This window comes from Kitasatospora sp. NPDC056076 (assembly GCF_042266305.1).
Taxonomy (GTDB): Bacteria; Actinomycetota; Actinomycetes; order Streptomycetales; family Streptomycetaceae; genus Kitasatospora.
On sequence record NZ_JBHJWG010000027.1, the window covers coordinates 36,136 to 58,359 of the forward strand.

At 73.7% G+C, this 22,224-nt stretch carries 20 protein-coding genes; 6 read left to right on the forward strand and 14 right to left on the reverse strand.

Annotation, left to right across the window (positions count from 1 at the left end; all coding sequences use genetic code 11):
- Nucleotides 1-67: 67 nt before the first annotated feature.
- Together ACFC1T_RS22400 and ACFC1T_RS22405 are read left to right on the forward strand one after the other, a co-directional pair.
- Entirely contained in the window at nucleotides 68-1,282 is a 1,215-nt protein-coding gene (locus ACFC1T_RS22400; protein ID WP_375891177.1) for an acetyl-CoA C-acetyltransferase, read from the forward strand.
- A 39-nt stretch (nucleotides 1,283-1,321) separates the two neighbouring features.
- Complete coding sequence (locus ACFC1T_RS22405; protein ID WP_375891179.1) at nucleotides 1,322-3,508, forward strand: 3-hydroxyacyl-CoA dehydrogenase NAD-binding domain-containing protein; 2,187 nt, start codon at nucleotides 1,322-1,324, stop codon at nucleotides 3,506-3,508.
- A gap of 136 nt (nucleotides 3,509-3,644) precedes the next feature.
- On the opposite strand, the gene ACFC1T_RS22410 is transcribed toward ACFC1T_RS22405, so the two are convergent.
- The 4 genes from ACFC1T_RS22410 to ACFC1T_RS22425 form a co-directional block, all read right to left on the reverse strand.
- Nucleotides 3,645-4,463, reverse strand: coding sequence for a MerR family transcriptional regulator (locus tag ACFC1T_RS22410; RefSeq protein ID WP_375891181.1), 819 nt, complete (start codon nucleotides 4,461-4,463; stop codon nucleotides 3,645-3,647).
- A gap of 209 nt (nucleotides 4,464-4,672) precedes the next feature.
- Nucleotides 4,673-5,719 (reverse strand): isopenicillin N synthase family dioxygenase, encoded by a 1,047-nt coding sequence (locus tag ACFC1T_RS22415; RefSeq protein WP_375891182.1) that lies wholly within the window; start codon nucleotides 5,717-5,719, stop codon nucleotides 4,673-4,675.
- A gap of 414 nt (nucleotides 5,720-6,133) precedes the next feature.
- Entirely contained in the window at nucleotides 6,134-6,781 is a 648-nt protein-coding gene (locus ACFC1T_RS22420; RefSeq protein ID WP_375891184.1) for a response regulator, read from the reverse strand.
- Nucleotides 6,733-8,184, reverse strand: a complete 1,452-nt coding sequence (locus ACFC1T_RS22425) for a histidine kinase (RefSeq protein WP_375891186.1) — start codon at nucleotides 8,182-8,184, stop codon at nucleotides 6,733-6,735. Before ACFC1T_RS22425 ends, ACFC1T_RS22420 begins: the two co-directional genes overlap by 49 nt.
- 271 nt (nucleotides 8,185-8,455) lie before the next feature.
- Between ACFC1T_RS22425 and ACFC1T_RS22430 the strand changes: the two genes are divergently transcribed.
- The gene (locus ACFC1T_RS22430; RefSeq protein WP_375891188.1) at nucleotides 8,456-9,181 is read left to right on the forward strand and encodes an ABC transporter ATP-binding protein; all 726 of its coding nucleotides are present in this window, start codon (nucleotides 8,456-8,458) and stop codon (nucleotides 9,179-9,181) included.
- Nucleotides 9,178-11,568, forward strand: a complete 2,391-nt coding sequence (locus ACFC1T_RS22435) for an FtsX-like permease family protein (RefSeq protein WP_375891190.1) — start codon at nucleotides 9,178-9,180, stop codon at nucleotides 11,566-11,568. The genes ACFC1T_RS22430 and ACFC1T_RS22435 overlap by 4 nt, the downstream gene beginning before the upstream one ends.
- A gap of 200 nt (nucleotides 11,569-11,768) precedes the next feature.
- Here ACFC1T_RS22435 and ACFC1T_RS22440 read toward each other — a convergent pair whose 3' ends face one another.
- Both ACFC1T_RS22440 and ACFC1T_RS22445 read right to left on the reverse strand, forming a co-directional pair.
- Entirely contained in the window at nucleotides 11,769-12,533 is a 765-nt protein-coding gene (locus ACFC1T_RS22440; RefSeq protein WP_375891191.1) for a MerR family transcriptional regulator, read from the reverse strand.
- 269 nt (nucleotides 12,534-12,802) lie between these two features.
- Nucleotides 12,803-13,693, reverse strand: a complete 891-nt coding sequence (locus ACFC1T_RS22445; RefSeq protein ID WP_375891321.1) for a LysR family transcriptional regulator — start codon at nucleotides 13,691-13,693, stop codon at nucleotides 12,803-12,805.
- 153 nt (nucleotides 13,694-13,846) lie between these two features.
- Between ACFC1T_RS22445 and ACFC1T_RS22450 the strand changes: the two genes are divergently transcribed.
- Nucleotides 13,847-14,800: a DMT family transporter gene (locus ACFC1T_RS22450; protein WP_375891322.1), complete on the forward strand. Its 954-nt coding sequence runs from the start codon at nucleotides 13,847-13,849 to the stop codon at nucleotides 14,798-14,800.
- Nucleotides 14,793-16,262: an MFS transporter gene (locus ACFC1T_RS22455; RefSeq protein WP_375891193.1), complete on the forward strand. Its 1,470-nt coding sequence runs from the start codon at nucleotides 14,793-14,795 to the stop codon at nucleotides 16,260-16,262. The genes ACFC1T_RS22450 and ACFC1T_RS22455 overlap by 8 nt, the downstream gene beginning before the upstream one ends.
- Here ACFC1T_RS22455 and ACFC1T_RS22460 read toward each other — a convergent pair.
- From ACFC1T_RS22460 to ACFC1T_RS22495, 8 genes are all read right to left on the reverse strand, one after another.
- Nucleotides 16,177-16,557 (reverse strand): hypothetical protein, encoded by a 381-nt coding sequence (locus ACFC1T_RS22460; RefSeq protein WP_375891194.1) that lies wholly within the window; start codon nucleotides 16,555-16,557, stop codon nucleotides 16,177-16,179. The genes ACFC1T_RS22455 and ACFC1T_RS22460 overlap by 86 nt on opposite strands.
- 56 nt (nucleotides 16,558-16,613) lie before the next feature.
- Nucleotides 16,614-17,798 (reverse strand): SUKH-4 family immunity protein, encoded by a 1,185-nt coding sequence (locus ACFC1T_RS22465; RefSeq protein ID WP_375891196.1) that lies wholly within the window; start codon nucleotides 17,796-17,798, stop codon nucleotides 16,614-16,616.
- A 327-nt stretch (nucleotides 17,799-18,125) separates the two neighbouring features.
- The gene (locus ACFC1T_RS22470) at nucleotides 18,126-18,578 is read right to left on the reverse strand and encodes a hypothetical protein (RefSeq protein ID WP_375891198.1); all 453 of its coding nucleotides are present in this window, start codon (nucleotides 18,576-18,578) and stop codon (nucleotides 18,126-18,128) included.
- 143 nt (nucleotides 18,579-18,721) lie between these two features.
- Nucleotides 18,722-19,312, reverse strand: coding sequence for a DinB family protein (locus ACFC1T_RS22475; protein WP_375891200.1), 591 nt, complete (start codon nucleotides 19,310-19,312; stop codon nucleotides 18,722-18,724).
- 88 nt (nucleotides 19,313-19,400) lie between these two features.
- Nucleotides 19,401-19,709, reverse strand: a complete 309-nt coding sequence (locus tag ACFC1T_RS22480; RefSeq protein WP_375891202.1) for a DUF6191 domain-containing protein — start codon at nucleotides 19,707-19,709, stop codon at nucleotides 19,401-19,403.
- Between the two features lie 106 nt (nucleotides 19,710-19,815).
- Nucleotides 19,816-20,388 carry a dihydrofolate reductase family protein gene (locus ACFC1T_RS22485; RefSeq protein WP_375891204.1) on the reverse strand — a complete coding sequence of 191 codons (573 nt, stop codon included), beginning with the start codon at nucleotides 20,386-20,388 and terminating at the stop codon, nucleotides 19,816-19,818.
- A 109-nt stretch (nucleotides 20,389-20,497) separates the two neighbouring features.
- The gene (locus ACFC1T_RS22490; RefSeq protein ID WP_375891206.1) at nucleotides 20,498-21,244 is read right to left on the reverse strand and encodes an SRPBCC domain-containing protein; all 747 of its coding nucleotides are present in this window, start codon (nucleotides 21,242-21,244) and stop codon (nucleotides 20,498-20,500) included.
- Complete coding sequence (locus tag ACFC1T_RS22495) at nucleotides 21,241-21,918, reverse strand: helix-turn-helix domain-containing protein (RefSeq protein WP_375891208.1); 678 nt, start codon at nucleotides 21,916-21,918, stop codon at nucleotides 21,241-21,243. The genes ACFC1T_RS22490 and ACFC1T_RS22495 overlap by 4 nt, the downstream gene beginning before the upstream one ends.
- Between the last annotated feature and the right edge of the window lie 306 nt (nucleotides 21,919-22,224).

The following is a 22,224-nucleotide window of genomic DNA, read 5'->3' on the forward strand; positions in this document are numbered from 1 at the left end:
AACCCCGCTCCGCTCCGGCCCACTTCGTTCCGCTCCGCCCGGCCCCGCCCCGAAAGGCATCCCCATCGTGACCACCGAAGCGTACGTCTACGACGCGATCCGCACCCCGCGCGGCCGCGGCAAGGCCACCGGCTCGCTGCACGGCACCAAGCCGATCGACCTGGTCGTCGGCCTGATCCACGAGATCCGTCGCCGCTACCCCGAGTTGGACCCGGCGGCGATCGACGACATCGTGCTCGGCGTGGTCAGCCCGATCGGCGACCAGGGCTCCGACATCGCCCGGATCGCCGCCATCGCGGCCGGCCTGCCCGACACGGTGGCCGGCGTCCAGGAGAACCGCTTCTGCGCCTCGGGCCTGGAAGCCGTCAACCTGGCCGCCGCCAAGGTCCGTTCGGGCTGGGAGGACCTGATCCTGGCCGGCGGCGTGGAGTCGATGTCCCGGGTCAAGATGGCCTCGGACGGCGGCGCTTGGTTCGCCGACCCGATGACCTCGTACGAGACCAACTTCGCCCCGCAGGGCATCGGCGCCGACCTCATCGCCACCATCGGGGGCTTCTCCCGCACCGACGTGGACGCCTTCGCCGCCGAGTCCCAGGCGCGCGCCGCCAAGGCGCAGGCGGACGGCCTGTTCGACCGCTCGGTGGTCCCGGTGCGCGACCGCAACGGCCTGGTCGTGCTGGAGCGCGACGAGTTCATCCGCCCCGGCACCACCGTCGAGACCCTGGCCGGCCTCAAGCCCTCCTTCGCCGCGATCGGCGAGGCCGGCGGCTTCGACGCCGTCGCCCTGCAGAAGTACCACTGGGTGGAGGCCATCGACCACGTCCACCACGCGGGCAACTCCTCCGGCATCGTGGACGGCGCCGCCCTGGTCGCGATCGGCAACCGCGAGGTCGGCGAGCGGTACGGGCTGCGCCCGCGCGCCCGGATCGTCTCCGCGGCCGTGTCCGGCTCCGAGCCGACCATCATGCTGACCGGCCCCGCCCCGGCCACCCGCAAGGCCCTCGCCAAGGCCGGGCTCACCGCCGCCGACATCGACCTGGTCGAGATCAACGAGGCCTTCGCGGCGGTCGCCCTGCGCTTCATCGGCGAACTCGGCTTCCGGCCCGACCAGGTGAACGTCAACGGCGGCGCGATCGCGCTCGGCCACCCGCTCGGCGCGACCGGCGCGATGCTGCTCGGCACCGTCGTCGACGAGCTGGAGCGGCGCGACCTGCGCTACGGCCTGATCACCCTGTGCGTGGGCGGCGGCATGGGCGTCGCCACCATCGTCGAGCGCGTCTGATCCCCCTCTCCCCCCGGTAGACCTGGAGACCTTGAACCCATGAGCGACACCACCACCATCCGCTGGGAGCAGGACCGGGACGGCGTGGTCACCCTCGTCCTCGACGACCCCACCCAGTCCGTCAACACCATGAACGAGGCCTTCACGGCCGACTTCGAGGCCACCGTCGAACGGCTGGCCGGCCTCGGCGACGCGTTGCGCGGCGTGGTGGTCACCTCCGGCAAGAAGACCTTCTTCGCCGGGGGAGACCTGCGGATGCTGTCCGCCGCCCGCCCCGAGGACGCCGAGGCCGTCTTCGAGAAGTCCATGCGGATCAAGCGCTCGCTGCGCAAGCTGGAGACCCTCGGCAAGCCGGTCGTCGCCGCCGTCAACGGCAGCGCCCTCGGTGGCGGTCTGGAGATCGCCCTCGCCTGCCACCACCGGATCGCGCTGGACACCCCCGCCAGCCGGATCGGCCTGCCCGAGGTCACCCTCGGCCTGCTGCCGGGCGGCGGCGGCGTGGTCCGCACGGTGCGGCTGTTCGGCATCACCGACGCCCTGCTGAAGTTCCTGCTGCAGGGCCGCCAGTACCGCCCGGCGCAGGCGCTGGAGCACGGACTGGTGCACGAACTGGTCGACACCCCGGAGGAGTTGACGGCCCGGGCGAAGGCCTGGATCGAGGCCAATCCGACCGCCGTCCAGCCCTGGGACGTCAAGGGCTACAAGATCCCCGGCGGCACCCCCGCCACCCCCGCCTTCGCCGCCAACCTGCCCGCCTTCCCGGCCAACCTGCGCAAGCAGCTCAACGGAGCGCCCTACCCGGCCCCGCGCAACGTGCTGGCCACCGCGGTGGAGAGCAGTCAGGTCGACGTCGACACCGCGATGGTGATCGAGGCCCGCTACTTCACCGAGCTGGCCTGCGGGCAGACCAGCAAGAACATGATCCAGGCGCTGTTCTTCGACATGCAGGCGGTCAACTCCGGCGCGGGGCGGCCCAAGGACGTCGAGAAGCAGCTGGTCCGCAAGGTCGCGGTGCTCGGCGCCGGGATGATGGGCGCCGGCATCGCGTACGCCTGCGCCAAGGCCGGCATCGAGGTCGTGCTCAAGGACGTCAGCACCGAGGCCGCCGAGCGCGGAAAGGCCTACTCCGAGGGCCTGCTGAACAAGGCGATCGCCCGCGGCCGCTCCACCGAGGCGCAGCGCGACGAGCTGCTGGCCCGGATCACCCCCACCGGCGACGCCGCCGACCTGGCCGGCTGCGACGCGGTGATCGAGGCCGTCTTCGAGAACACCGAGCTCAAGCACAAGGTGTTCCAGGAGATCGAGGGCGTGGTCGCCCCGGACGCGCTGCTCTGCTCCAACACCTCCACCCTGCCGATCGGCGTGCTCGCCGAAGGCGTCCGGCGCACCGGCGACTTCATCGGCCTGCACTTCTTCTCGCCGGTCGACAAGATGCGCCTGGTCGAGATCATCCGGGGCCCGCAGACCGGCGACGAGGCGCTCGCCCGCGCCTTCGACCTGGTCCGGCAGATCGACAGGACCCCGATCGTGGTCAACGACTCCCGGGGCTTCTTCACCTCGCGGGTGATCGGCCAGTTCCTCAACGAGGGCGTCGCCATGGTCGGCGAGGGCATCCACCCGGCCTCCGTCGAGCAGGCCGCCGCCCAGGCCGGCTACCCCGCCAAGGTGCTCTCCCTGATGGACGAGCTCACCCTCACCCTGCCGCGCAAGATCCGCGACGAGTACCGGCGCGCGGTCGAGGCCGCCGGCGGCACCTGGACCCCGCACCCGGCGGACGCGGTGGTGGACCGGATGGTCGACGAGTTCGGCCGCCCCGGGCGCAGCGGCGGCGCGGGCTTCTACGAGTACGGCGCGGACGGCAAGCGCGGCCGACTCTGGCCGGGGCTGCTGGAGCACTTCGCCGGTGGCGCCGGACCGGTCGACCCCGCGGAGGTCCCGTTCGAGGACCTCAAGGAGCGGCTGCTGTTCAGCGAGGCGATCGACTCGGTGCGCTGCCTGGAGGAGGGCGTGCTCACCTCGGTCGCCGACGCCAACGTGGGCTCCATCCTGGGCATCGGCTTCCCGGCCTGGACGGGCGGCGTCTTCCAGTACATCAACGGCTACCCGGGCGGCCCGGCCGGCTTCGCGGCCCGCGCCCGCGAGCTCGCCGCCGCCTACGGCGAGCGGTTCGCGCCGCCGGCCCTGCTGGAGCGGATCGCGGCGGAGGGGCGGACCTTCACCGACTGATCCTTCACCGACTGATCGTCACCGACTGATCGTCACCGACTGATCGTCGCTGACTGATCCTCACCGACTGCCCGGGACAGGGCGGGTGGGTCGGGTGGGGGCGTGCGCGCGAGGGCACGGCCCCACCCGGCTCCTGCTAGTTGCCGGTTTCCCCGCCCGACTCCCCGCCCGACTCCTCGCCCGACTCCTCGCCCGACCTCTCGCCCGACTTCTCGATCGGCTCCTCGCCCAGCTCGTCGCCCAACTCCTCGCGCAGGAAGCGCTGGAACGCGGTGACCAGTGCCTGCGCCACCATCGGCTGGATGTGGTCGGTCAGCTCCTTCATCCGGGCCAGCTCCGTCGGATCCGGCTCGCTCTCCCGGTACGGCTTCCAGACCGTCTCCCGGAACAGCCGCTGCAACTCCCGCGCGGTCGCCCGGCTGTGCTCCACCACCACCGCCCGGGCGGCCAGCAGCGTCTCCAGCGGGATCGGCACGTCCAGGATCCGCACGCCCAGCGGCAGCAGGCCCGGATCCGTCCGGAACACCTCCGGGTCGGCGGTGCGCTCCAGCGCCCCCATTGCGACCAGGCGTTCCACCTGCTCCTCCGACAACCCCCGACCGGCCCGCCGCTCCAACTGGGCGCGGCCCACCTCCTCGGCGGTCTCCGGCGTCCAGGACGCCACCAGCGCCCGGTGGATGGCCAGGCCCAGCGGGGTGCTGTCCTCCGGCAGCCGGGCCAGGTAGCGCTCGATCGCGGCCAGGGTCAGCCCCTGCCGCTGCAACTCCTCGATCAGCCCCAGCCGGTCCAGGTGCGCGGCCCCGTACAGCCCCACCCGCCGCGGGCCCAGTTCCGGCGGCGGGAGCAGCCCCTTCGTCCCGTAGAACCGCACCGTCCGCACCGTCACCCCGGCCCGCGCCGCCAACTCGTCCACCGTCAGCCGCACCTCGCCCACCCCGGCGCCGTGCTCCCCCATCTGCTGCCTCCCGCGCTGGCACACTCCTGCTGTGACAGCTGCAGTGTGACAGTGCGGTGCGATCAGGTCCATCGGACGGGGTGGGCGGCCCGGGGACGGCGAACCGGCGCCGGCCCCGGTGTCGGGGCGGGCGCCGGTTTCGAGTCGCCTGTGGGTCCCGCGCAGGGGGTGGGTCCCTCGCGGGTGGTGGGTCCCTCGCGGGTGGCGGGTCAGGCGAGGGCGGCGTGGTGGCGGCGGGTGACCTCGGGGTGGGCCCGGGTGTAGCCCTTCCACTCGTTGAAGCCGAAGTCGGCGAAGAGGGGGTTGGCCGGGTCCTCGGTGGCGCCGGGGGCGTGGTGGGCGAGGGGGAAGTCGAGCGGCTCGACGTGGGCGTCGAGGCGGGGGTTGTAGAAGAACGGGACGGAGTAGCGCTCGCGGGCTCCGGCCGGGCTGACCACGCGGTGGCTGGTCGCCTTGAGGTAGCCGTCGGTGGCCACCTCCAGCAGCTCGCCGAGGTTGACCACGAAGGCGCCGTCGAGCGGCGGGACGTTCAGGAAGGTGCCGTCCGGGCGCTCCACCTGGAGGCCGCCGACGGTGTCCTGGAGGAGCAGGGTGATGAACCCGTAGTCCTTGTGGGCGCCGACGCCCTGGCCGGCGCCGTCCGGCGCGGTGCCCGGGTAGCGGACCAGCTTGAGCCGCAGGTGGGGGTGGCCCGCGAAGGCGTCGTCGTAGAAGTCGGGGCGGGCGCCGATCGAGGCGAGGAGCTCGTGCAGCAGGCGGCGCGCGACCGCGCCGAGGTGGTCGATCCAGCCGAGCGCGGCGGTGCGCAGCTCGGGCAGCGCCGTCGGCCACTGGTTGGGGCCTTCCAGCCACCAGTACGGGGGCTCGCCGCTTCCGGGGGTGTGCGGGGGCAGCTCGGCGCCGATGTCCAGCTGGTCGCGCCAGTCCTGGCTGCCGCCGGTGCGCTCGTCGCCGGTGCGGGTGTAGCCGCGGTAGTGGGGGGAGTTGAGGTTGCTCACGGAGAGCCGGTCGGCCTCGGGGAGGGCGAAGAAGGCGCGCATGGCTCCGGTGAGCGCGGCCGTCTCCTCCGGGGTGATGCCGTGGCCGACGAGCTGGAAGAAGCCGACGCCGGTGGCGGCGGCGCGGAGCTCGTCGTGCAGGCGGCGGCGGTCCTCGGGGCTGCCGTCGGCGAGCGAGAGGTCGATCACCGGGAGAGCCTCGGGGTGCGCCTCCGGGGTGGAGCCGGTACCGGATATGGGCGTGTACTGCTGCGTCATGTGTGACATCCGCTGGTCTCGTCCCGGCTGGTCCCGGTGGTCGACCAGGGAAGGCCGGAGCCGCGCCTGGTGCGGCGGGTGCTCCGGGTAGCCGGGAGGTGGTGGCGGCCGCGTCGGGGCTGCCGTGAGGGTGGGTGGCGCGAGGTTCAGCCGGAGCGTCGACAGGACATGGTCGTCACGCGGAGCAGGTCCACGTGGCGGCGGCGAACAAGGATGAGCACCTCACCAGGGTAGATGACCCGTTCGGTGGAGGGCGAGCCCCCTGGCGCGGAGGGGCACCCCTCACTTGTCCGTGCTCAATCAATCACAGCTGCTTCCCTTCCTGTCTGCTTGGTCCCGCTTCCTCCCGTCCTTGCCTCCTCCCTCGTGCTCCTGTCCTTCCGGGGACGTCTCCTTCCGGGGCCGTCGAGGCCCTCAGGAGTTGTTGAGGTAGGCCAGGACGGCCAGGACCCGGCGGTTGTCGTCGTCGGAGGGCTGGAGGTCGAGACGGACGAAGATCGACGCGGTGTGCTTGGCGACCGCCCGCTCGGTGATCACCAGCTGCTGGGCGATCGCCGCGTTGGAGCGGCCCTCGGCCATCAGCGCCAGCACCTGCCGCTCGCGCGGGGAGAGGGTGGAGACCGGGCCGGCCGAGGAGTTGTGGGTGAGCAGTCGGGTGATCACCTCCGGGTCCATGGCCGTACCGCCCTGGGAGACCCGGCGGACGGCGTCGAGGAACTGGGCACCGTCCAGCACGCGGTCCTTGAGCAGGTAGCCGATCCCGCCGGAGCTGCCGGCCAGCAGCTCACGGGCGTAGAGCTGCTCCACGAACTGTGAGAGCACCAGTACGGGGAGGCCCGGGTGGGCCTGCCGGGCCGCGAGTGCCGCGCGCAGCCCTTCGTCCGTGAAGCTCGGCGGCAGCCGCACGTCGACCACGGCGATGTCGGGCCGGTCGGCGGCGATCGCGGCGAGCAGCTGCTCGCCGTTCTCGACCGCCGCGGTGACCTTCATGCCGTTGGCCTCCAGCAACCGGGTCAGCCCGTCCCGGAGGAGGAAGAGGTCTTCGGCGATGACAACGCGCACGGGATCTCCAGGTTCACGATGGTCGGTCCGCCGGACGGACTGCTGATCGCGAGTACCCCGTCGAAGGCGGCCAGTCGGCGTTCGGTTCCGCTGAGGCCGGTGCCCTGGGACGGGTCCGCGCCTCCGCGCCCGTCGTCGGTGACCGATATCCGCAGCAGCCCGTCACTGTGCCCTATCTCGATCCACAAGTGCGAGGCCCCGGCGTGTTTCACCGCGTTGGCCAGCAGTTCGCTCACTGCGAAGTAGGCGGCCGACTCCACCGGGGCCGGCGCCCGGCCGGGCAGCCCGCCGGTGAAGGTGACCGGAAGGGGAAGGTCCAGCGCGGTGGCCTCCACCGCGTCGGCCAGGCCTCGGTCGGCCAGTACCGGGGGATGGATGCCCCGGACCAAGTCCCGTAGCTCGCTGAGCGCCTTCACCGAGGACGTCCGCGCCTCGGCGAGCAGCGGCCCGAGGGCGTCCGGGTCGTGCTTCACCTGCTCGGCGACGGTCAGCAGCATGCCCAGCGCCACCAGCCGGGCCTGCGCCCCGTCGTGGAGGTCCCGCTCGATCCGGCGCAGCTCGGCCGCCCCGGCGTCGATGGTGTCCGCCCTGGTGCGCGCCAGATGGCTGACCTGGCGGGCGAGTTCGGTCTGCCGGGAGGGCCCGAGCAGGGACCTGGCCGCCCTCTCGTGCACCCTCAGGACGGGCGGTGCGGCCCACAGGAGCGCGAACGGGGCCACCCAGAGGCCCATGCCGTAGACGATCATCAGCGGGAACAGCAGCCCGTTCCGGCCGAAGACCTCCATCGCGAGCGGTGTCAGCACCACGACCGCGGCCGTCAGCAGTACGGCGGATCCGGTGAGGAGCGTCCAGGCGAGGTCCCGCCAGGTCGCCGGGTCGGCCAACCAGCCGCCGGCCCGCAGGCGTTGCCAGGCGCCGGCGTCGCCGACCGGGCGGTGGTACGGCGCCGGGACCGGCCGCCCGCTCCACCGCTCGACGACGCGTCGGCTCTCGGTGGCGATCCAGCGCGCGCCGAACAGCCCGAGCACCAGCAGCGACGGTGCCAGCCAGAGCGAGACGGACCGGCCGCCGGGCGCGGCGCCGCCGTACAGGTGGGTCGCCGTCACCGCGAGCGCGCCCGGGGCGAACAGCACGGCCCCCACCGCCCGGCCGGAGCCGCCGGTGGCCCAGCAGAGCGCCCAGAGGGCGACCGGCCCCAGCGGCACCGTCAGGATCAGCGGCCCGCCCGGCCCGAAGTGCCCGGACTCGTCCGGGCCGAACAGCGCGGCACCCAGCACGATCGGCCCGGCCAGCAGCGAGATCAGCCCCGTCACGGCCATCGTCGCCACGTACCAGGCGCGTACACCGTCCGCGCAGGCCCGGCCCAGCCGTCGAGCCACCCCGGTGATCACTCCCGCCCCCATGTCGGCCCCCTTTCCGTCCCGGGCCCCGCGGGGCCCGAAGTCTGTGTTCCGGAGCCCTCGGTGGGCGTCCGTCCCGATCTTCCGCGGAGTCAGTCTGCCCGGCGTGATCGTCCGGCGCTCTAGGCCTGAACACCCAGTTCGGGGTGTATCTGGATACACCCCCAGGAGGCCGCCCAGACGGCTGTCCGGGCCCGGTCGCGGCTTCGTAGCGTGATGTTCCGTCAGCCGGTCCCGGGCCTCCCGGAGCCGGACCCCGAACCGTGGAGGGCCCGTGAACGCGCCGATCATCAGGATCCGCGGCGTCAGCAAGACGTACGAGCGATCCGACGCAGCCCGTCCCGCCCTGGCCGGGCTCGACCTCGAGGTGCGGGCCGGCGAGGCGGTGGCCGTGCTCGGCCGCTCGGGCAGCGGCAAGTCCACCCTGCTGAACCTGGTCGCCGGCCTCGACCGTCCGAGCGAGGGCGGCATCGAGGTGGACGGCGTGGCCGTCCACGAACTCGGCGAGGCCGCGCTCGCCGAGTACCGGCGGACCAGGATCGGCATGGTGTTCCAGTTCTTCAACCTGCTGGACGACCTGAACGTCGAGGACAACGTGCTGCTCCCGGCCCAACTCGCCGGGATGCGCCGGGAGGCGGCCCGGGCCCGGGCCGGGGAGCTGCTGGAGCGGCTCGGGGTGGCCCGGCACGCCAAGGCCTTCCCCGGTCGGCTCTCCGGTGGCGAGCGCCAGCGCGTCGCAGTGGCCCGGGCGCTGATGAACCGTCCGCCGCTGCTGCTGGCGGACGAGCCGACCGGGGCGCTGGACACCGCCTCCGCCGCCGACGTCCGCGAGCTGCTCCGCGGGCTCAACGCCGAGGGCCAGACGATCCTGCTGGTCACCCATGACACCGCGCTCGCCGAGGCCTGCGCCGACCGGACGATCGAGCTGCTCGACGGCCGCCTGGTCCGGGACACGGCCGCCGCGTCGCTCCCCGGCGACCGGAGCGGGGTGGGCGCATGAGTGTGATGGGCAAGGTGGTCCGGGCGGGGGTGGGCCGCAAGCGGGTGCAGACCCTGGTCATGGTGCTCACCACGATGATGTCCGTGACGGCGTGCATCCTCGCCCTCGGGCTGGTGGTCGCCGCCCAGGGCCCGTACGAGCGCGCCTTCGCCGACCAGCACGGCGCCCACCTCAACGTGCTGTACGACCCGACGAAGGCGAGCCCCGCCCAACTCGCCGCGGCCGCGCACGTGCCCGGGGTGACGGCCTCGGCCGGCCCCTACCCGGCGGTCACCCTCCAGCCGCGGGCCGGCCAGGACAGCAGGATCCCGCCGGCGGGCAGCCTGCTGCCGCCGATGACGCTGGTCGGCCGGGCCCAGGACGGCCCGATGGACGACCTGCGGGTCACCAGGGGCCGCTGGATCGCGGGCCCCGGCGAGGTGGTGTTCCTGAACGGGCGCTCCCCGCTGTCGGTGGGCGACACCGCGCAGTTCCCCGACCTGCCCGGGCGCCCGACGCTCAAGGTCGTCGGCCTGGCCGACTCGGTCTCCTGGAGCGCGGACGGCTGGGTCGCCCCCGAGCAGGCGGTGGGGCTGACGGCGCCCGGCACGACGCCCGCCGCCCAGTACCTCTACCGCTTCGCCCACGCGGGCAGTGACGCCGAGGTGGACGCCGACCACGCGGCGATCGCCGCCGCGGTGCCGAGCGGTGCGCTCACCAAGGCGACCACCTACCGGCCCGCCCGGGAGGAGGCCAACCGGACGGCGTCGACCTTCGTCCCGTTCGTCACGGCCTTCGGGGTGCTCGGCCTGGCCATGTCGGTGCTGATCATCGGCGTGGTGGTCAGCGGCGCCGTGAGCGCCGCCACCCGGCGGATCGGCATCCTCAAGGCCCTGGGCTTCACCCCGGCCCAGGTGGCGCGCGCCTACGTCGGCCAGGCGCTGATCCCCGCCGGGGTCGGCACCGCGCTCGGTGTGCTCGGGGGAAACCTGCTGTCCGTACCGGTGCTGGGAGTGGCCCGCAAGGCCCTGCGCGGCGGTCTGCTCGGCATCCCGGTCTGGGTGGACGTGGTGGTCGCGGGCGCGGCCCTGGCCGCAGTGGTCGGCACCGCGCTGGTGCCGGCGCTGAGGGCCGGACGGCTGCGCACGGTCGAGGCGCTCGCGGTCGGCCGGACGGCGCCCGGCACCAAGCGGGCGGCGGCCAGGGGTACGACGGGTCGGGCCGGTCCGGCGGGCCTCTTGTCCGCGGCGCAGGACCTGATCGGCCGGCTTCCGGGGCCGCGGGCGCTCAGCCTCGGGCTGGCGTCCCCGCTGAACCGGCCGGGCCGCTCGGCGACCACCGCCGCCGCGGTGGTGCTCGGCACGGCCGGGGTCACCCTCTGCGTCGGGCTGACGCTCTCCCTGGGATCGATCCAGGACGGCCTGGCGGCGGACGGCGCGGGCAAGGTCCTGGTCCAGGTCCCGGTCGACGGCTCCGCCCCGGTCGACCACGTGGACGAGGCGGCCGTGGTGAAGGCGATCGAATCCCGTCCCGGGACCAGGGCCTGGTACAGCAGCGTGCCCGCCGTGGCCACGGTGGCCGGGGCCACCGATCGCTACGAACTGGTCGCCTTCACCGGCGACGCCTCCTGGAGCGGCTTCCAACTGGTCACGGGCCATTGGTTCCACGGCCCCGGCGAGACGGTGGTCAGCGCCGCCTTCCTGCGGGCCAACCAGAAGAAGGTCGGTGACACCGTCACCCTCACCGACCACGGGCGCACCACCCCGGCGAAGATCACCGGGGAGGTCATGACCACCCAGGACGTGGTGTTCGTGGACCGCGCCTCGCTGGAGCCACTCGGTGGCGCGATCCACGCCGAAGCGGTCTCCTTCCACATCGACCTCATCTCGGGCACCGACGCGCCGTCCTACGCCGACGGACTGGACGCAGTGGTGAAGCCGATGGGGCTGAGCGCCGACCCCGGTGAGGGCCGCCTCAACATCGTGGTGCTGGCGATGAACACCCTGGCGGGCACGCTAACCCTGCTGCTCGCGGTGGTCGCGGGGCTCGGGGTGCTCAACACCGTGCTGCTGGACACCCGGGAACGGGTGCACGACCTGGGGGTGTTCAAGGCCCTCGGGATGTCGCCCCGGCAGACCGTCGGCATGGTGCTCACCTCCGTCGGCGGCAGCGGGCTGGTGGCCGGGCTGATCGGGGTCCCGATCGGGATCGGGGTGCACCACCTGGTGATGCCGGCGATGGCCCGCGCCGCCGGCATCGGGGTGCCGGACGCGGACCTCACGGTGTTCGCCCCGTCGGTGGTGGGGCCGCTGATATGCGGCGGGGTGGCGCTGGCCCTGCTCGGCGCCCTCCTGCCCGCGACCTGGGCCGCCCGCACCCGGACGGTCACGGCCCTGCGGACGGAGTGACGCCGGGGCGTCCCCGGGGCGACTTCCGGCGGGGTGGCCGACCAGGACCGGGGTGGCCGACCCGGACCGGGACGGCCACCCGGGGGGCGGGGGCTGCCGTGCGGACTGCTGTGCGGACTGCCCGATGGGGGCGGCTCCGCCGAGCCGCCCCCGCCCCACCGGGCGGGGTCGGGCCGCCGGTCCGAGCCCGGTGCCTCGGCTCAGGAGAGCCGAGCCGCCGCGTACGCCTCCATGGCGGCGCGCTGGTAGGCGGCCAGCCCGGGAGCGATGGCCTCGTACGCGGCGCTCCACTGCTCGTTCTCCGTGCACGAGCGGGCGAGGGCGAGGTACTCGTCCAGCGGAACACCGGTCCGCAGACCGATGAGTACTCGGTAGTCCTCAGCGACCATCTGCTGCGTGCGCTCGCCCTCGGCCGGGTGGCCGGCGGCCATCAGTTCCGCCAGGCGGACCATCCGCGCGGTCCGCTCGCGCTGGCCGGCTTCGATCTCCGCCGGGGTCATCCCGGCGGTCGCGAGCCGGGTGGCCTCGATGTGCTCGGGGAAGTCCCGCAGGCTGCTCTCGATGTCGGCGGGCTGGATGCCGTCGAACAGGTTCTCGGGCCGGTTGATGCTGGTCATGGGTGTGCCGTCCTTCCGGGAGCGTTCCAGGTCGGCGATCGTGCGCGAGACGGTGGCGGCCAGGGTGTCGAGCCGGTCGCGCTCGGCGACCAGTCGGCGGTGGTGGCCCCGCAGGGCCTCCAGTTCGTCGACCTGGGCGCCGACGATCCGGGAGATCTCGGTCAGCCCCACGCCCAGTGCCCGCAGCACGAGGATCTGCTGCAGCTGCAGCAACTGCCGCTCCTCGTAGTAGCGGTGGCCGTTGGAGCCGATCCAGGCCGGGGGCAGCAGCCCGATCTCGGCGTAGTGCCGCAGGGTGCGGGCCGTCACGCCCGACATCCGGGCGACCTCCGCGATCGGCCAGGCCATCGCCGTCTCCTCTCCTGCGGGGCTGTCGCCCCGTTCCGTCACCGTGCACGTCCGCTCGGACCGGGGCCGGTTCCTCCGGCCCCGGTCACGACCGTAGGAGCTGCCGCTGCGGCAACTTCAAGTCCGACCGCTGCAGCCCGATCACCGCCTGCGCCGCGCGCGCGATCACCGCCTGCGCCGCAGCCCGATCACCGCCCGCGCCGCGCGCCCGGTCACCGCCCGCACCGCCTCCGTCGCCCACTCCGCCGACAACCCACCCCCCCGGCCACCTACACCGTCCGCACCGCTGACACGGGAGCTGCCACCGATCGGAGTGCTGCCACCAGCGCCCCGAGCACCGGCTGCCCCCAGGCACCCTCCCGTACGGCGGCGTGCAGGGTCCGTACCGGCTCCGGGCTGCGCACCCGGCAGACCGTGACGCCCGGGTGGCGCTGCGTCAGGCCCAGTTCCGGAAGCAGCGACACTCCCAGCCCCGCCGCGACGAAGCCCTGCGCGGTGACGTAGTCCGCGCCGTCCACCGCGAGTGCCGGACGGAATCCGGCCGCGTCGCAGGCGTCCTCCACCAGGCTCCGACAGGGGCCGGGCGGCTCGGCGCCGACCCAGGGCTCCTCCGCCAGCTCGGACAGGTCCAGCACGCGCCGCCCGGCCAGCCGGTGACCCCGGGGCAGCACGACGCGGTACGGATCGTCCTGCAAGTGCACCAACCGGAGCCCGGTCGGGGCGTCCTCGGCCCGGAACACCACCGCGAGGTCGGCCCGGCCGTCCCGTACCTCGATGAGCGGGTCGACGGGGTCGGTCAGGCCCAGGTCGAGCCGCACGCCCGGGTACTCGCGGCGGAAGACGGCCAACGCGGGTGCCACCAGGGCGGAGCCGGCCGTGGTGAAGTACCGGACGGTCAGGCAGCCGGTGCGTCCGGCCCGCAGGTCGGCCAGTGCCGCGCCCGCCTCGGCGACCTGCCGGTCGATGGCTGCCGCGTGTCCGGCGAGCAGCAGTCCGGCGGCGGTCGGTCGCACGCCGCGCCCGATCCGTTCCAGCAGCGCCGTCCCGGTCTCCCGCTCCAGCGTCGCCACCTGCTGGCTGACGGCGGACGGGGTGTAGCCGAGCGCGCCGGCGGCCGCGCTCACCGAGCCGTGGTCGACCACGGCGCGCAGCACCTGCATCCGGCGGACGTCGAGTGAGGCAATCATGCAGCGCAGCTTAAAGGTGGTTCAGAACTTTTCGCTTGTGCTAAGTGATCACCGCGCGCGACCGTCATCGGGCACCCCGAAACCCGACCGACACCACCATCGACAAGGAGCTGGACCGTGCTGCGGATGGCCGTCCTCGCCCTGCTCTGGGGCTCAGGCTTCCTCTGGATCAGGATCGCGCTGCAACACGGGCTCACCCCGGTGCAGATCACCGTGCTGCGCGCCGCCCTCGGCGCCGCCGTCCTGCTGCTGCTCGCCCGCTCCGCCGGGCAACGTCTGCCACGCGGCGGCGCGCTCTGGCGGCGGCTCGCCGTGGCCGCGTTCTTCTGCAACGCCCTGCCGTTCCTGCTGACCGCCTACGGCGAACGCAGCGTCGGCTCCGGCCTGGCCGGGGTGCTGCACGCGACCACCCCGCTCTGGTCGCTGCTGATCGGCTTCGCCCTCGGGACCGAGCGGGCCCGGGGCCCACTGCGCCTCGTCGGTCTGCTGCTCGGCTTCGCCGGCGTGCTGCTGATCCTCGCCCCGTGGCGCGACGGCGGCGGAATCGGTGACGGGATCGGCGGCGGCGCCGGCGGGGGCATCAGTATCCCCGGGGCGCTCACCCTGCTCGGCGCGGCGGCGAGTTACGCCATCGCCTTCGCCTACATGGCCCGGGCATTCGCCGGGACGGACACCGCCCCGCTCGCCCTCTCCGCCGCCCAGCTCTCCGCCGCCGCCGGGCTGAGCGCGATCGCCCTGCCCACGGTCGGCCCGCTGAACCCGCTCGCCGGCGCCGATCCGCTCGGCCTGGCCGCCGTCACCGTCCTCGGCATCGCCTGCACCGGGCTGACCTTCCACCTCAACTACCGCCTGATCGCCACCGAAGGCCCGACCGGTGCCGCCACCGTCGGCTACCTGCTGCCGGTCGTGTCCACCGCGCTCGGCGCCCTGTTCCTCGGTGAGCAGCTGACCGCACGGGCGGTGGTCGGGATGGCCGTCGTCCTGGCCGGGGTGTTCCTCGTGAAGCACCGGCCGAAGCCCGCCCCTGCCCCCGTCCTCCCGGACCCCACCCCCGTCCTCCCGGACCTCGCACGTGACTGAACGGACCATGCGCCCCGACTCCCTTTGGCGGATCCCCGACTTCCGCACCCTCTTCACCGCCACCGCTCTCACCCAACTCGGCACCAACGTCGGCTACGTCGCCGTCCCCCTGGTCGCCGTCGAGGCCCTCGGCGCGGGCCCCGGCCAGGCCGGTCTGCTCGCCACCCTGAGTACCCTCGCCTTCCTGCTGATCGGGCTGCCCGCCGGTGCCTGGGTCGACCGGATGCACCACCGTCGCGTCCTGATCGTGGCCGACCTGGTGAAGGCCGCGCTCTACGCCTCCGTCCCGCTGGCCTGGTGGCTCGGCGGGCTCACCCTCGGGCAGCTGTACGCGGTCGCGCTGCTCACCGGCGGTGCCACGGTCTTCTTCGACGTCGGCTCGCAGAGCGTGCTACCAGGGCTGGTCGGCCGGGAGCATCTGGTGGACGCGAACTCCGCCGTGGTCGGGCTGATGGCGGTCGGCAACGTCGCCGGACGCGGTGCGGGCGGGATGCTGGTCCAGTTGCTCACCGCGCCACTGGCGATCGCGGTGACCGCGCTCAGCCACCTCGGCTCCGCCCTGCGGCTCACCGCGCTGCGCCGCACCCCCGCCGACATCCCCGCCGATGACGTCCCCACGGCCGCCCACCCCGACACCGCCACCCGCCCCGGTATCCCCGTCCCCGTCCCCGGCCTCGGCGCGCAGATCGCCGAGGGCCTGAGGCACGTCCTCGGCAACCCGGAGCTGCGGGCCCTGGCCGCCACCGCCTCCCTCAACAACCTCGGCTCGCAACTGGTCAACACCCTGCTCCCGGTGCTGTTCGTCCGTGAACTGAACCTCCCGGCCTGGGCGTTGGGCCTGTTCTGGGCGGTCGGCGGGGTCGGCATCCTGCTCGGTTCGCGCTGCGCCCGCCCGGTCTCGGCCCGGTTCGGTGACGGTCGCACCCTCGCCCTGGCGGGTCTGTGCCTGGCGCCCGCCGGACTGCTGGTGCCGATGATCGTCGGCGGGCCGTGGCTGTTCCTGGCCGGGGCGGGCTGGCTGCTGGTCTCGCTCAAGACCGGCATGGACAACGTGCTCGGGGTGAGCCTGCGTCAGCGGATGACCTCGGACCACCTGCTCGGCCGGATGAACGCCACTTTCCGTTTCCTGCTCTTCGGCGCGCTCGCGATCGGCTCCGCGCTCTCCGGGCTGCTCGGCGAACTCCTCGGCCTGCGCACCACGCTCTGGCTCGGCGGGGCCGTCCTCGCGACGGCCTTCCTGCCGGTCTACCTGTCCCCGCTGCGCACCCGCCGCCGACCGCCCGCAGCACCGGTGAGCACGGCCACCCGCACCGCCACCGCCCCCACCGGCACCCGTACCACCCCCACCGGCGCCGCCGGCACAACCACCTGCGCGCCTACCAGCCCGGCCCGGTACCGTGCCTCGGCTGCCAGTCCAGCCCCGGGTCCGGACGTGGACGGACGGTGTGCACCAGCGCGATGACCGACCAGACCACCACGGTCAGCAACGCGTAGAACAGCAGCAGCGCCCAGAACGGCGTGGTGGACAGGCTCCGGTCCTCGAACCGGCACCAGGCGTCCGGCGGGAGCCAGGAGGCGCCCGTCTCCAGCAGCCGACCGCCGCCCGATACCAGGCCGCGCTCGCAGCGCTCCCCGTAGTCCAGCGACCGCACGTACAGCAGGGCGTACAGCGCGCCCGCCGAGGTGAGGGAGAGGCCGGCGCCGATGCCGAGGAGCACCACCCGTCTTCGCCCGGCCGCCGTACGGATGTTCGTCACCGGGGCAGCGTACCGGCGCGGCGGCGCCGGCCGAGGGAGGAGCGTCCCCCCGGCGTTCAGCCGAGCAGCCCGCCCAGGTGCCCGTCCTCCGCGAGCAGCCGCCAGGACCGCCCGGGCGAGGCGAAGGCCTCCGGGTCGACGCCCTCGACCAGCCGGTCCACCACGGTGCTCAGCAGCGACTGCGGGTCGAACACCGCCCAGGTGTCCCGACCCCGGCCGTGCTCGCCACCGTGCTCGCGGCCGTGCTCGCCGCCGCGTTCCCGACCGTGCTCCCAGCGCTCCCACTCGGCGCGCAGCCGCTCGTACGTCCACAGGGCGTAGAGCAGGGCGGTCAGGTCGCGGTTGAGGTAGGCCTCGGGCTGCCCGTCGTCGTACCAGTCGGGCAGTTCGAGCCGCCCAGTGGCGCCGTCCAGGGCGATGGTGAGGTCGGACGGCCAGTCCCCGAGCGCGAGGTAGTCCCGCTGGTACGGGCGTTCCTCCTCGCCGTCGAAGTACTCGGGGTACGCCTCCGCCATGGTGACCAGCGGCTCCTCGCACACCCCGAACATCGCGCCGCCGAGCGGCAGGCCGATCTCGGTCAGCAGTCGGCGGGTCGGCTCGTGGGTGAGCGCGGCGGGCAGCGACTCCGGCCGGAACCGGTGCACCCGGCCCGCCCCGCCGTCCTCGTCGGTCAGCGCCGCGAGCTCGGCGACCAGTTCGGTGCCGACCCGGTACGCGGGGCCGCCCGGGCCGCCGGGCAGCGCGCCCCAGCCCAGTGCGCGGACCAGCAGGGCCGTACCCCAGTGCGCGGGCGTGGCGTCGCGCCCGAACAGCCCGGGGTCGATCTCCCGCATCCGCCGCTCGGCACCGGCCGTCACCTCGGCCACCACCGCGGGCCCGCGCCGTCCGTCCAGCGCCTCCGGGCGCCGGGCCGCTTCGCCCACGGCCTCCACCTCCCGTACCAGCGCGGCCAGCGCGGGCAGGTCGGAGGCCAGCAGGTCCCGTTGGGGGCCGCCATTGCCGAGGAGTACCTCGCCGGTGGTCCCGTCCAGCAGTACCAGATCGCCGACGGGGGCGAAGGGGGTGCAGTAGTCCGTCTCCCCGAGGATGAAGAGCCGCTCCGCGCCGGCGGTCGGGAAGGCCTTCAGCGAGCCGCCGCCGAGCACCCGGAAGTCCAGGAACGCCCCGGCCGCCGGCAGCCCCTCCCGCACCAGGAACTCCCGGCTCCCCTCGTGCACCACGCCACCCGGCACCCCGGCCACCCGCACACACTCCACGTGCCCCGCCCTTCCCCGTTCCGCCCCCTGTTCCACCCGACCCTAGCGGGCCGACCTGACAGCGCCACGGCGGTTTCCCCGGCCGGCAGCCGGCCCCCGGGCCCGCCCCCTCGAAGCTGCGAGTCCGCACCCACCCCTTCGTGCCGGTGCCTACGGGTGCACCACCTCGTCCACGTTCCACCGCTCCGGCAGGTCCGCGTCGCAGAAGACGCAGACGTGGTGCCCCTCCCGGACGATGCCGCACCGCCCGCCCGTCCAGGCGGCGAACTCGCCCTCGGCGCGTACGGGTCGGCCGCCCGGATTCCCGGGGGCCTACGGCCGCAACTCCGACGGCTGCATCCCCGCTGGCCGCAACTCCGCCGACCGCGGCCCCGACGGGTACAACTCCGGTGGCCCCACATAGCGGTACGCCCGCCCGAAGCCCTCCTCGACCTCCGCCGCGACACCCCGCTCAGCCAGCCGCACCTGCCACCACGCCATCTCGACGGCCGTCCCACTCATCCCGAACTCCCGCAGCTCGTCGAGCAGTTCGCGAGCCTCGCGGAGCGTGACCCCGGCCCCGTCCCGCAGCACCCGCAGGGCCGCCACCGGATCCCCGGGCGGATCCCCGAGCGGATCGTCGGGCGGACCGGAGAGCCGCAGTCGGGCCGGACCGTGGGCGGCCAGCAGCGCCGCTCGGACGTCCGTCGGCATCGCCTCCGGGCCCGCGTGCTCGCACAGGTGCAGGTCGCAGGGCGGGCAGTGCAGCTCGGCGTCCCACCACAACTCCCGCCCCTGGTGCAGGAACTGCCCGATGCTCCGGACGGCGGCGCCCCCGCACTGCGCGCACCGTACGGACGTCCTGACGCCCCGCCCCGTGTCCGCCCCCGTCCCCGTCCCTGTCCCCGCTCCCACTCCCGCCCCCGGGCTCAAGCGAGTCCGCCGGCCCGTCGGGCCGCCTGCTCCACCCGGTCGTGGTGGGCCCGCCACCACGAGGCGTCGCCGGGGGCCGTGTTGGCGCCGTCGGACCGCTGGCCGGTGGCGCCGTCGATGAGTTCGCGGACCAGATCGGCGTGGCCGGCGTGCCGGTGGGTCTCGGCGATCAGGTGGACGAGTACCCGGTGCAGGGTCTGCTGCGGGCGGTCGCCGAACGGGAGCCGGCCGACGGCGTCCAGCGGCAGTGCCTCGATGGTGGCGTCCGAGTGCGCCCAGACCCGGCGGTAGCGCCCGAGGACCTCCTCGGTGCTCTCTTCGGCCCGGGCCCACAGGTCGCCGTTCGGCTCGTCGGTGCCGACGAACCACAGCGGGGTCGGTTCGGGGAAGGGGCGCCCGAAGGTCTCGCCGAGGTACAGCGCCTCGGCCCCGGTGACGTGCTTGACCAGCCCCAGGAGGTTGGTGCCGGTGGGTGTGAGCGGTCGCCGGAGGTCGTACTCGGAGAGGCCGTCCAGCTTCCACAGCAGGGCGTCGCGGGCGTCCTGGACGTAGATCCGCAGGTCGTTCTTGTCGTCGTTCGCCGTCATGGGATCAGTCTGGTGACGGCCGGGAGCCTGTCCACCGGTTTAAGACCGACCGGTTCAAGCGTGACGGGACGTCAGCCCTTCTGCCCGGTCAGCCCCGCCGGATCACCGCCGTGCCCCGGGCGAGGTCCACCCCGGTGGGGTTGCGCGGTGCGCCGTTCTCGTCGTCGTCGCGCTGCATCAGCGAGGACTGCCGCTCCTTGAGCTCGTGCTGCTTGCCCGCCGAGAAGCTGGCGTGCAGCTGCTCGAAGCCGGTGGCGGAGATCTGGCCCTGTCGCGCCGGGGTCCGCCAGGGCAGCAGCCCGGCCCGTCCGGCGCGCAGCAGCAACTGGTCGACCAGGGCCAGCACGGTGAGCAGCACCACCAGCCCGGGCAGGGTGACGAAGACGAGGAGTCCCATGGGTCGAGTATCCGTGTCCCCGGCGGTCCGCAACAGGCCCGGGCGCCGGGAACGCATGCCGGGAACGCACGCCGGGAACGCCGGGAACGCGCGGCGGGAACGCCGGTCAGCGTACGACGTCGAAGATCTGCTTCTGCAGGCCGTTGCCGTAGACCTGGTGCTCGACCAGCTCCAGCTTCTGGGCGTCCTTGTCCGTGGCGCTGAACAGGCGCTTGCCCGCGCCGAGCAGCAGTGGGTAGACGAGCAGGTGGTAGCGGTCGATCAGGCCGGCGTCCGAGAGGCTGTGGTTGAGGGCGGCGCTGCCGTGCAGGATGATCGGCCCGCCCTCGGTCTCCTTGAGGGCCGCGACCTGGTCGACCGAGCGCAGGATGGTGGTCTCGCCCCAGTTCGACACCAGGTCGTCCTCGGTGAGGGTGGTGGAGACGACGTACTTCGGCAGCGTCTTGTAGCGGGCGAACTCCGGCATGTCCGGCCACACCGGGCTGAACGCCTGGTAGCTGACCCGGCCCAGCAGCATCGCGGTGGCCTCCTCCTGCTCCTGTCCCTTGATCTCGTAGGCCTCGGGGACGAACTCGACGTCCTTGAAGGTCCATCCGGAGTTCCGGTAGCCGGGTTCGCCGCCGGGGGCCTCGACGACGCCGTCGAGCGAGACGAAGGCGGTGCTGATCAGGGTGCGCATGGGTGGTTCCTCGGTTCTCGTGGCTCTGCGGTTCTTGTGGGACTGCGGCTCTCGGGACTGCGGTTCTCGTGGCTCTGCGCACGTCGGACGGGCGATGCGTGCGCGTCGGTCAGGCGAGGAGCCCGGCCAGCCATCGCTGCCAGGCGGCTTCGGCCCCGTCCGTCGCGGGCCCGAAGAGGTGGTGGAACATCAGCACCGTCCCCGCGCCGTGGTGGAAGGTGTAGAGCCCGTCGGCGGTGCGGAGTTCGAAGCGTTCGTCGTCCGCCCAGACCACCTCCCCGTCCAGTGCGGGCGGTTCGGCCGGTTCGGCCGGTTCGGCGTGGGCCCGGGCACCCACGGTGACCGGGAGCGGCAGTGACAGGGCGTCGGCGAGCAGGCCGCGGACCTCCGGGTCCGGGCGTCCGCCTCCGGGCGCCGCGGCGAAGACCGGGGTGCCGGTGCGGCCGGGGAAGTGGGTGAGGTACTCGCGGAGCGTGTGCAGGTGGAACGGCCAGCCGCGGCGCAGCGCGTCGTACTCGTCCTGCCAGTCGTCGCCGAGCAGGCCGCTGTGGACGACGCGGAGCACGGTGCTGCCGCCGTCCCGGCCCTCGATCAGGTACTCGAAGGCCATGAACCGGCCGTCCTCGGCGGTGGCGGTGCGGGTGGCCAGGCGCTTGCCGGGCTCGTGGGCGGTGACCACCGCCTCCGTGCGGTGGCCGCCGATCTCCATGCCGGCGGTTCCGCCCTCGCGCGGATCGAGTTCGTTGCGGCCCATGAACCAGGAGTCGAGGCCCGGTCCGGTGGCGATGGCCTCCCAGACCTGTTCCGGGCTCGCCGGGAGGGTCGTCTCCAGTTCGATCTCGAAGGGGTGGGTCATGTCCGGTTCTCCTGGTCGGCCTCGGGCCGCGGTCGGGTGTCCGTGGGCTGCGGTCGGGTGTCCGCGGGTTGCGGTCGGTCGTCCTCGGGTTGCGGTGCCGAGGGGATCTGGTGGAGTCCGACGACCACCCGGTGGCTGCGGCCCCCGGGGGCGGACTCGTCGTGGTAGCGGCTGACCAGGGTGGCCACGGCCAGGGACAGTTCCTCGGCGAAGGCCGTCCGGTCGGCGGCGGAGGCGAACCGCACCTGGGCGTCGATGCCGAAGGAGGCGACCCGGCGCCCGGCGCGGGAGGCGCCGGTGAGCAGGGCCCCGACCTCCTGCACCAGCCGGGAGCCCAGGGCGAGCAGCCAGCGGGCGGAGAGCTGGTCGGGGGAGCGGGAGGGGTCGGGGCTCACGGCGGCCAGGACGCTGGGGGAGATCACGTAGGAGGCGGCGGTGGCGCGGTACACCCGTTCGGTGACGTTGCCCTTGCGTCGTTCCTCGGCGAGTTCGACGAGTCCGTGCCGTTCCAGTTCTTTCAGGTGGTAGTTGACCTTCTGCCGGGGCAGTTCCAGCCGGATGGCCAGCATGGCGGCCGAGCCGGGCTCGGCGAGGGCGGCGAGGATCCGGGACCGGATCGGGTCCAGGGAGGCCTCGGCCGCGGCGGGTTCTTCGATCACAGCGACGTCCAGCACCCCTCCAGCATCCGACCGACAAAAAAATTTGTCAAGGAAAAAAGGGTTGTCGGTCACCTGAAAGAGCCAAGGGGGCTCCGGCATTCGGCGCATCCGACACGGAGCGTGACGAATGGGGGTGGTGGGGTGGACTTGAATCTTTGCGAACGGATGTTCGATCCTGGGGCTGTGCCCGTTTTCGAACCTTCTTTCGAATCCACCGTCGAACAGCAGCCCGCACGCCCCGTGCTGCGGCCGGTGGCGCTCCCGGCTGCCGTGCCCGCGTCCGAGAGCGTGCGGACGGACGGGTTGACGGACGGGTTGACG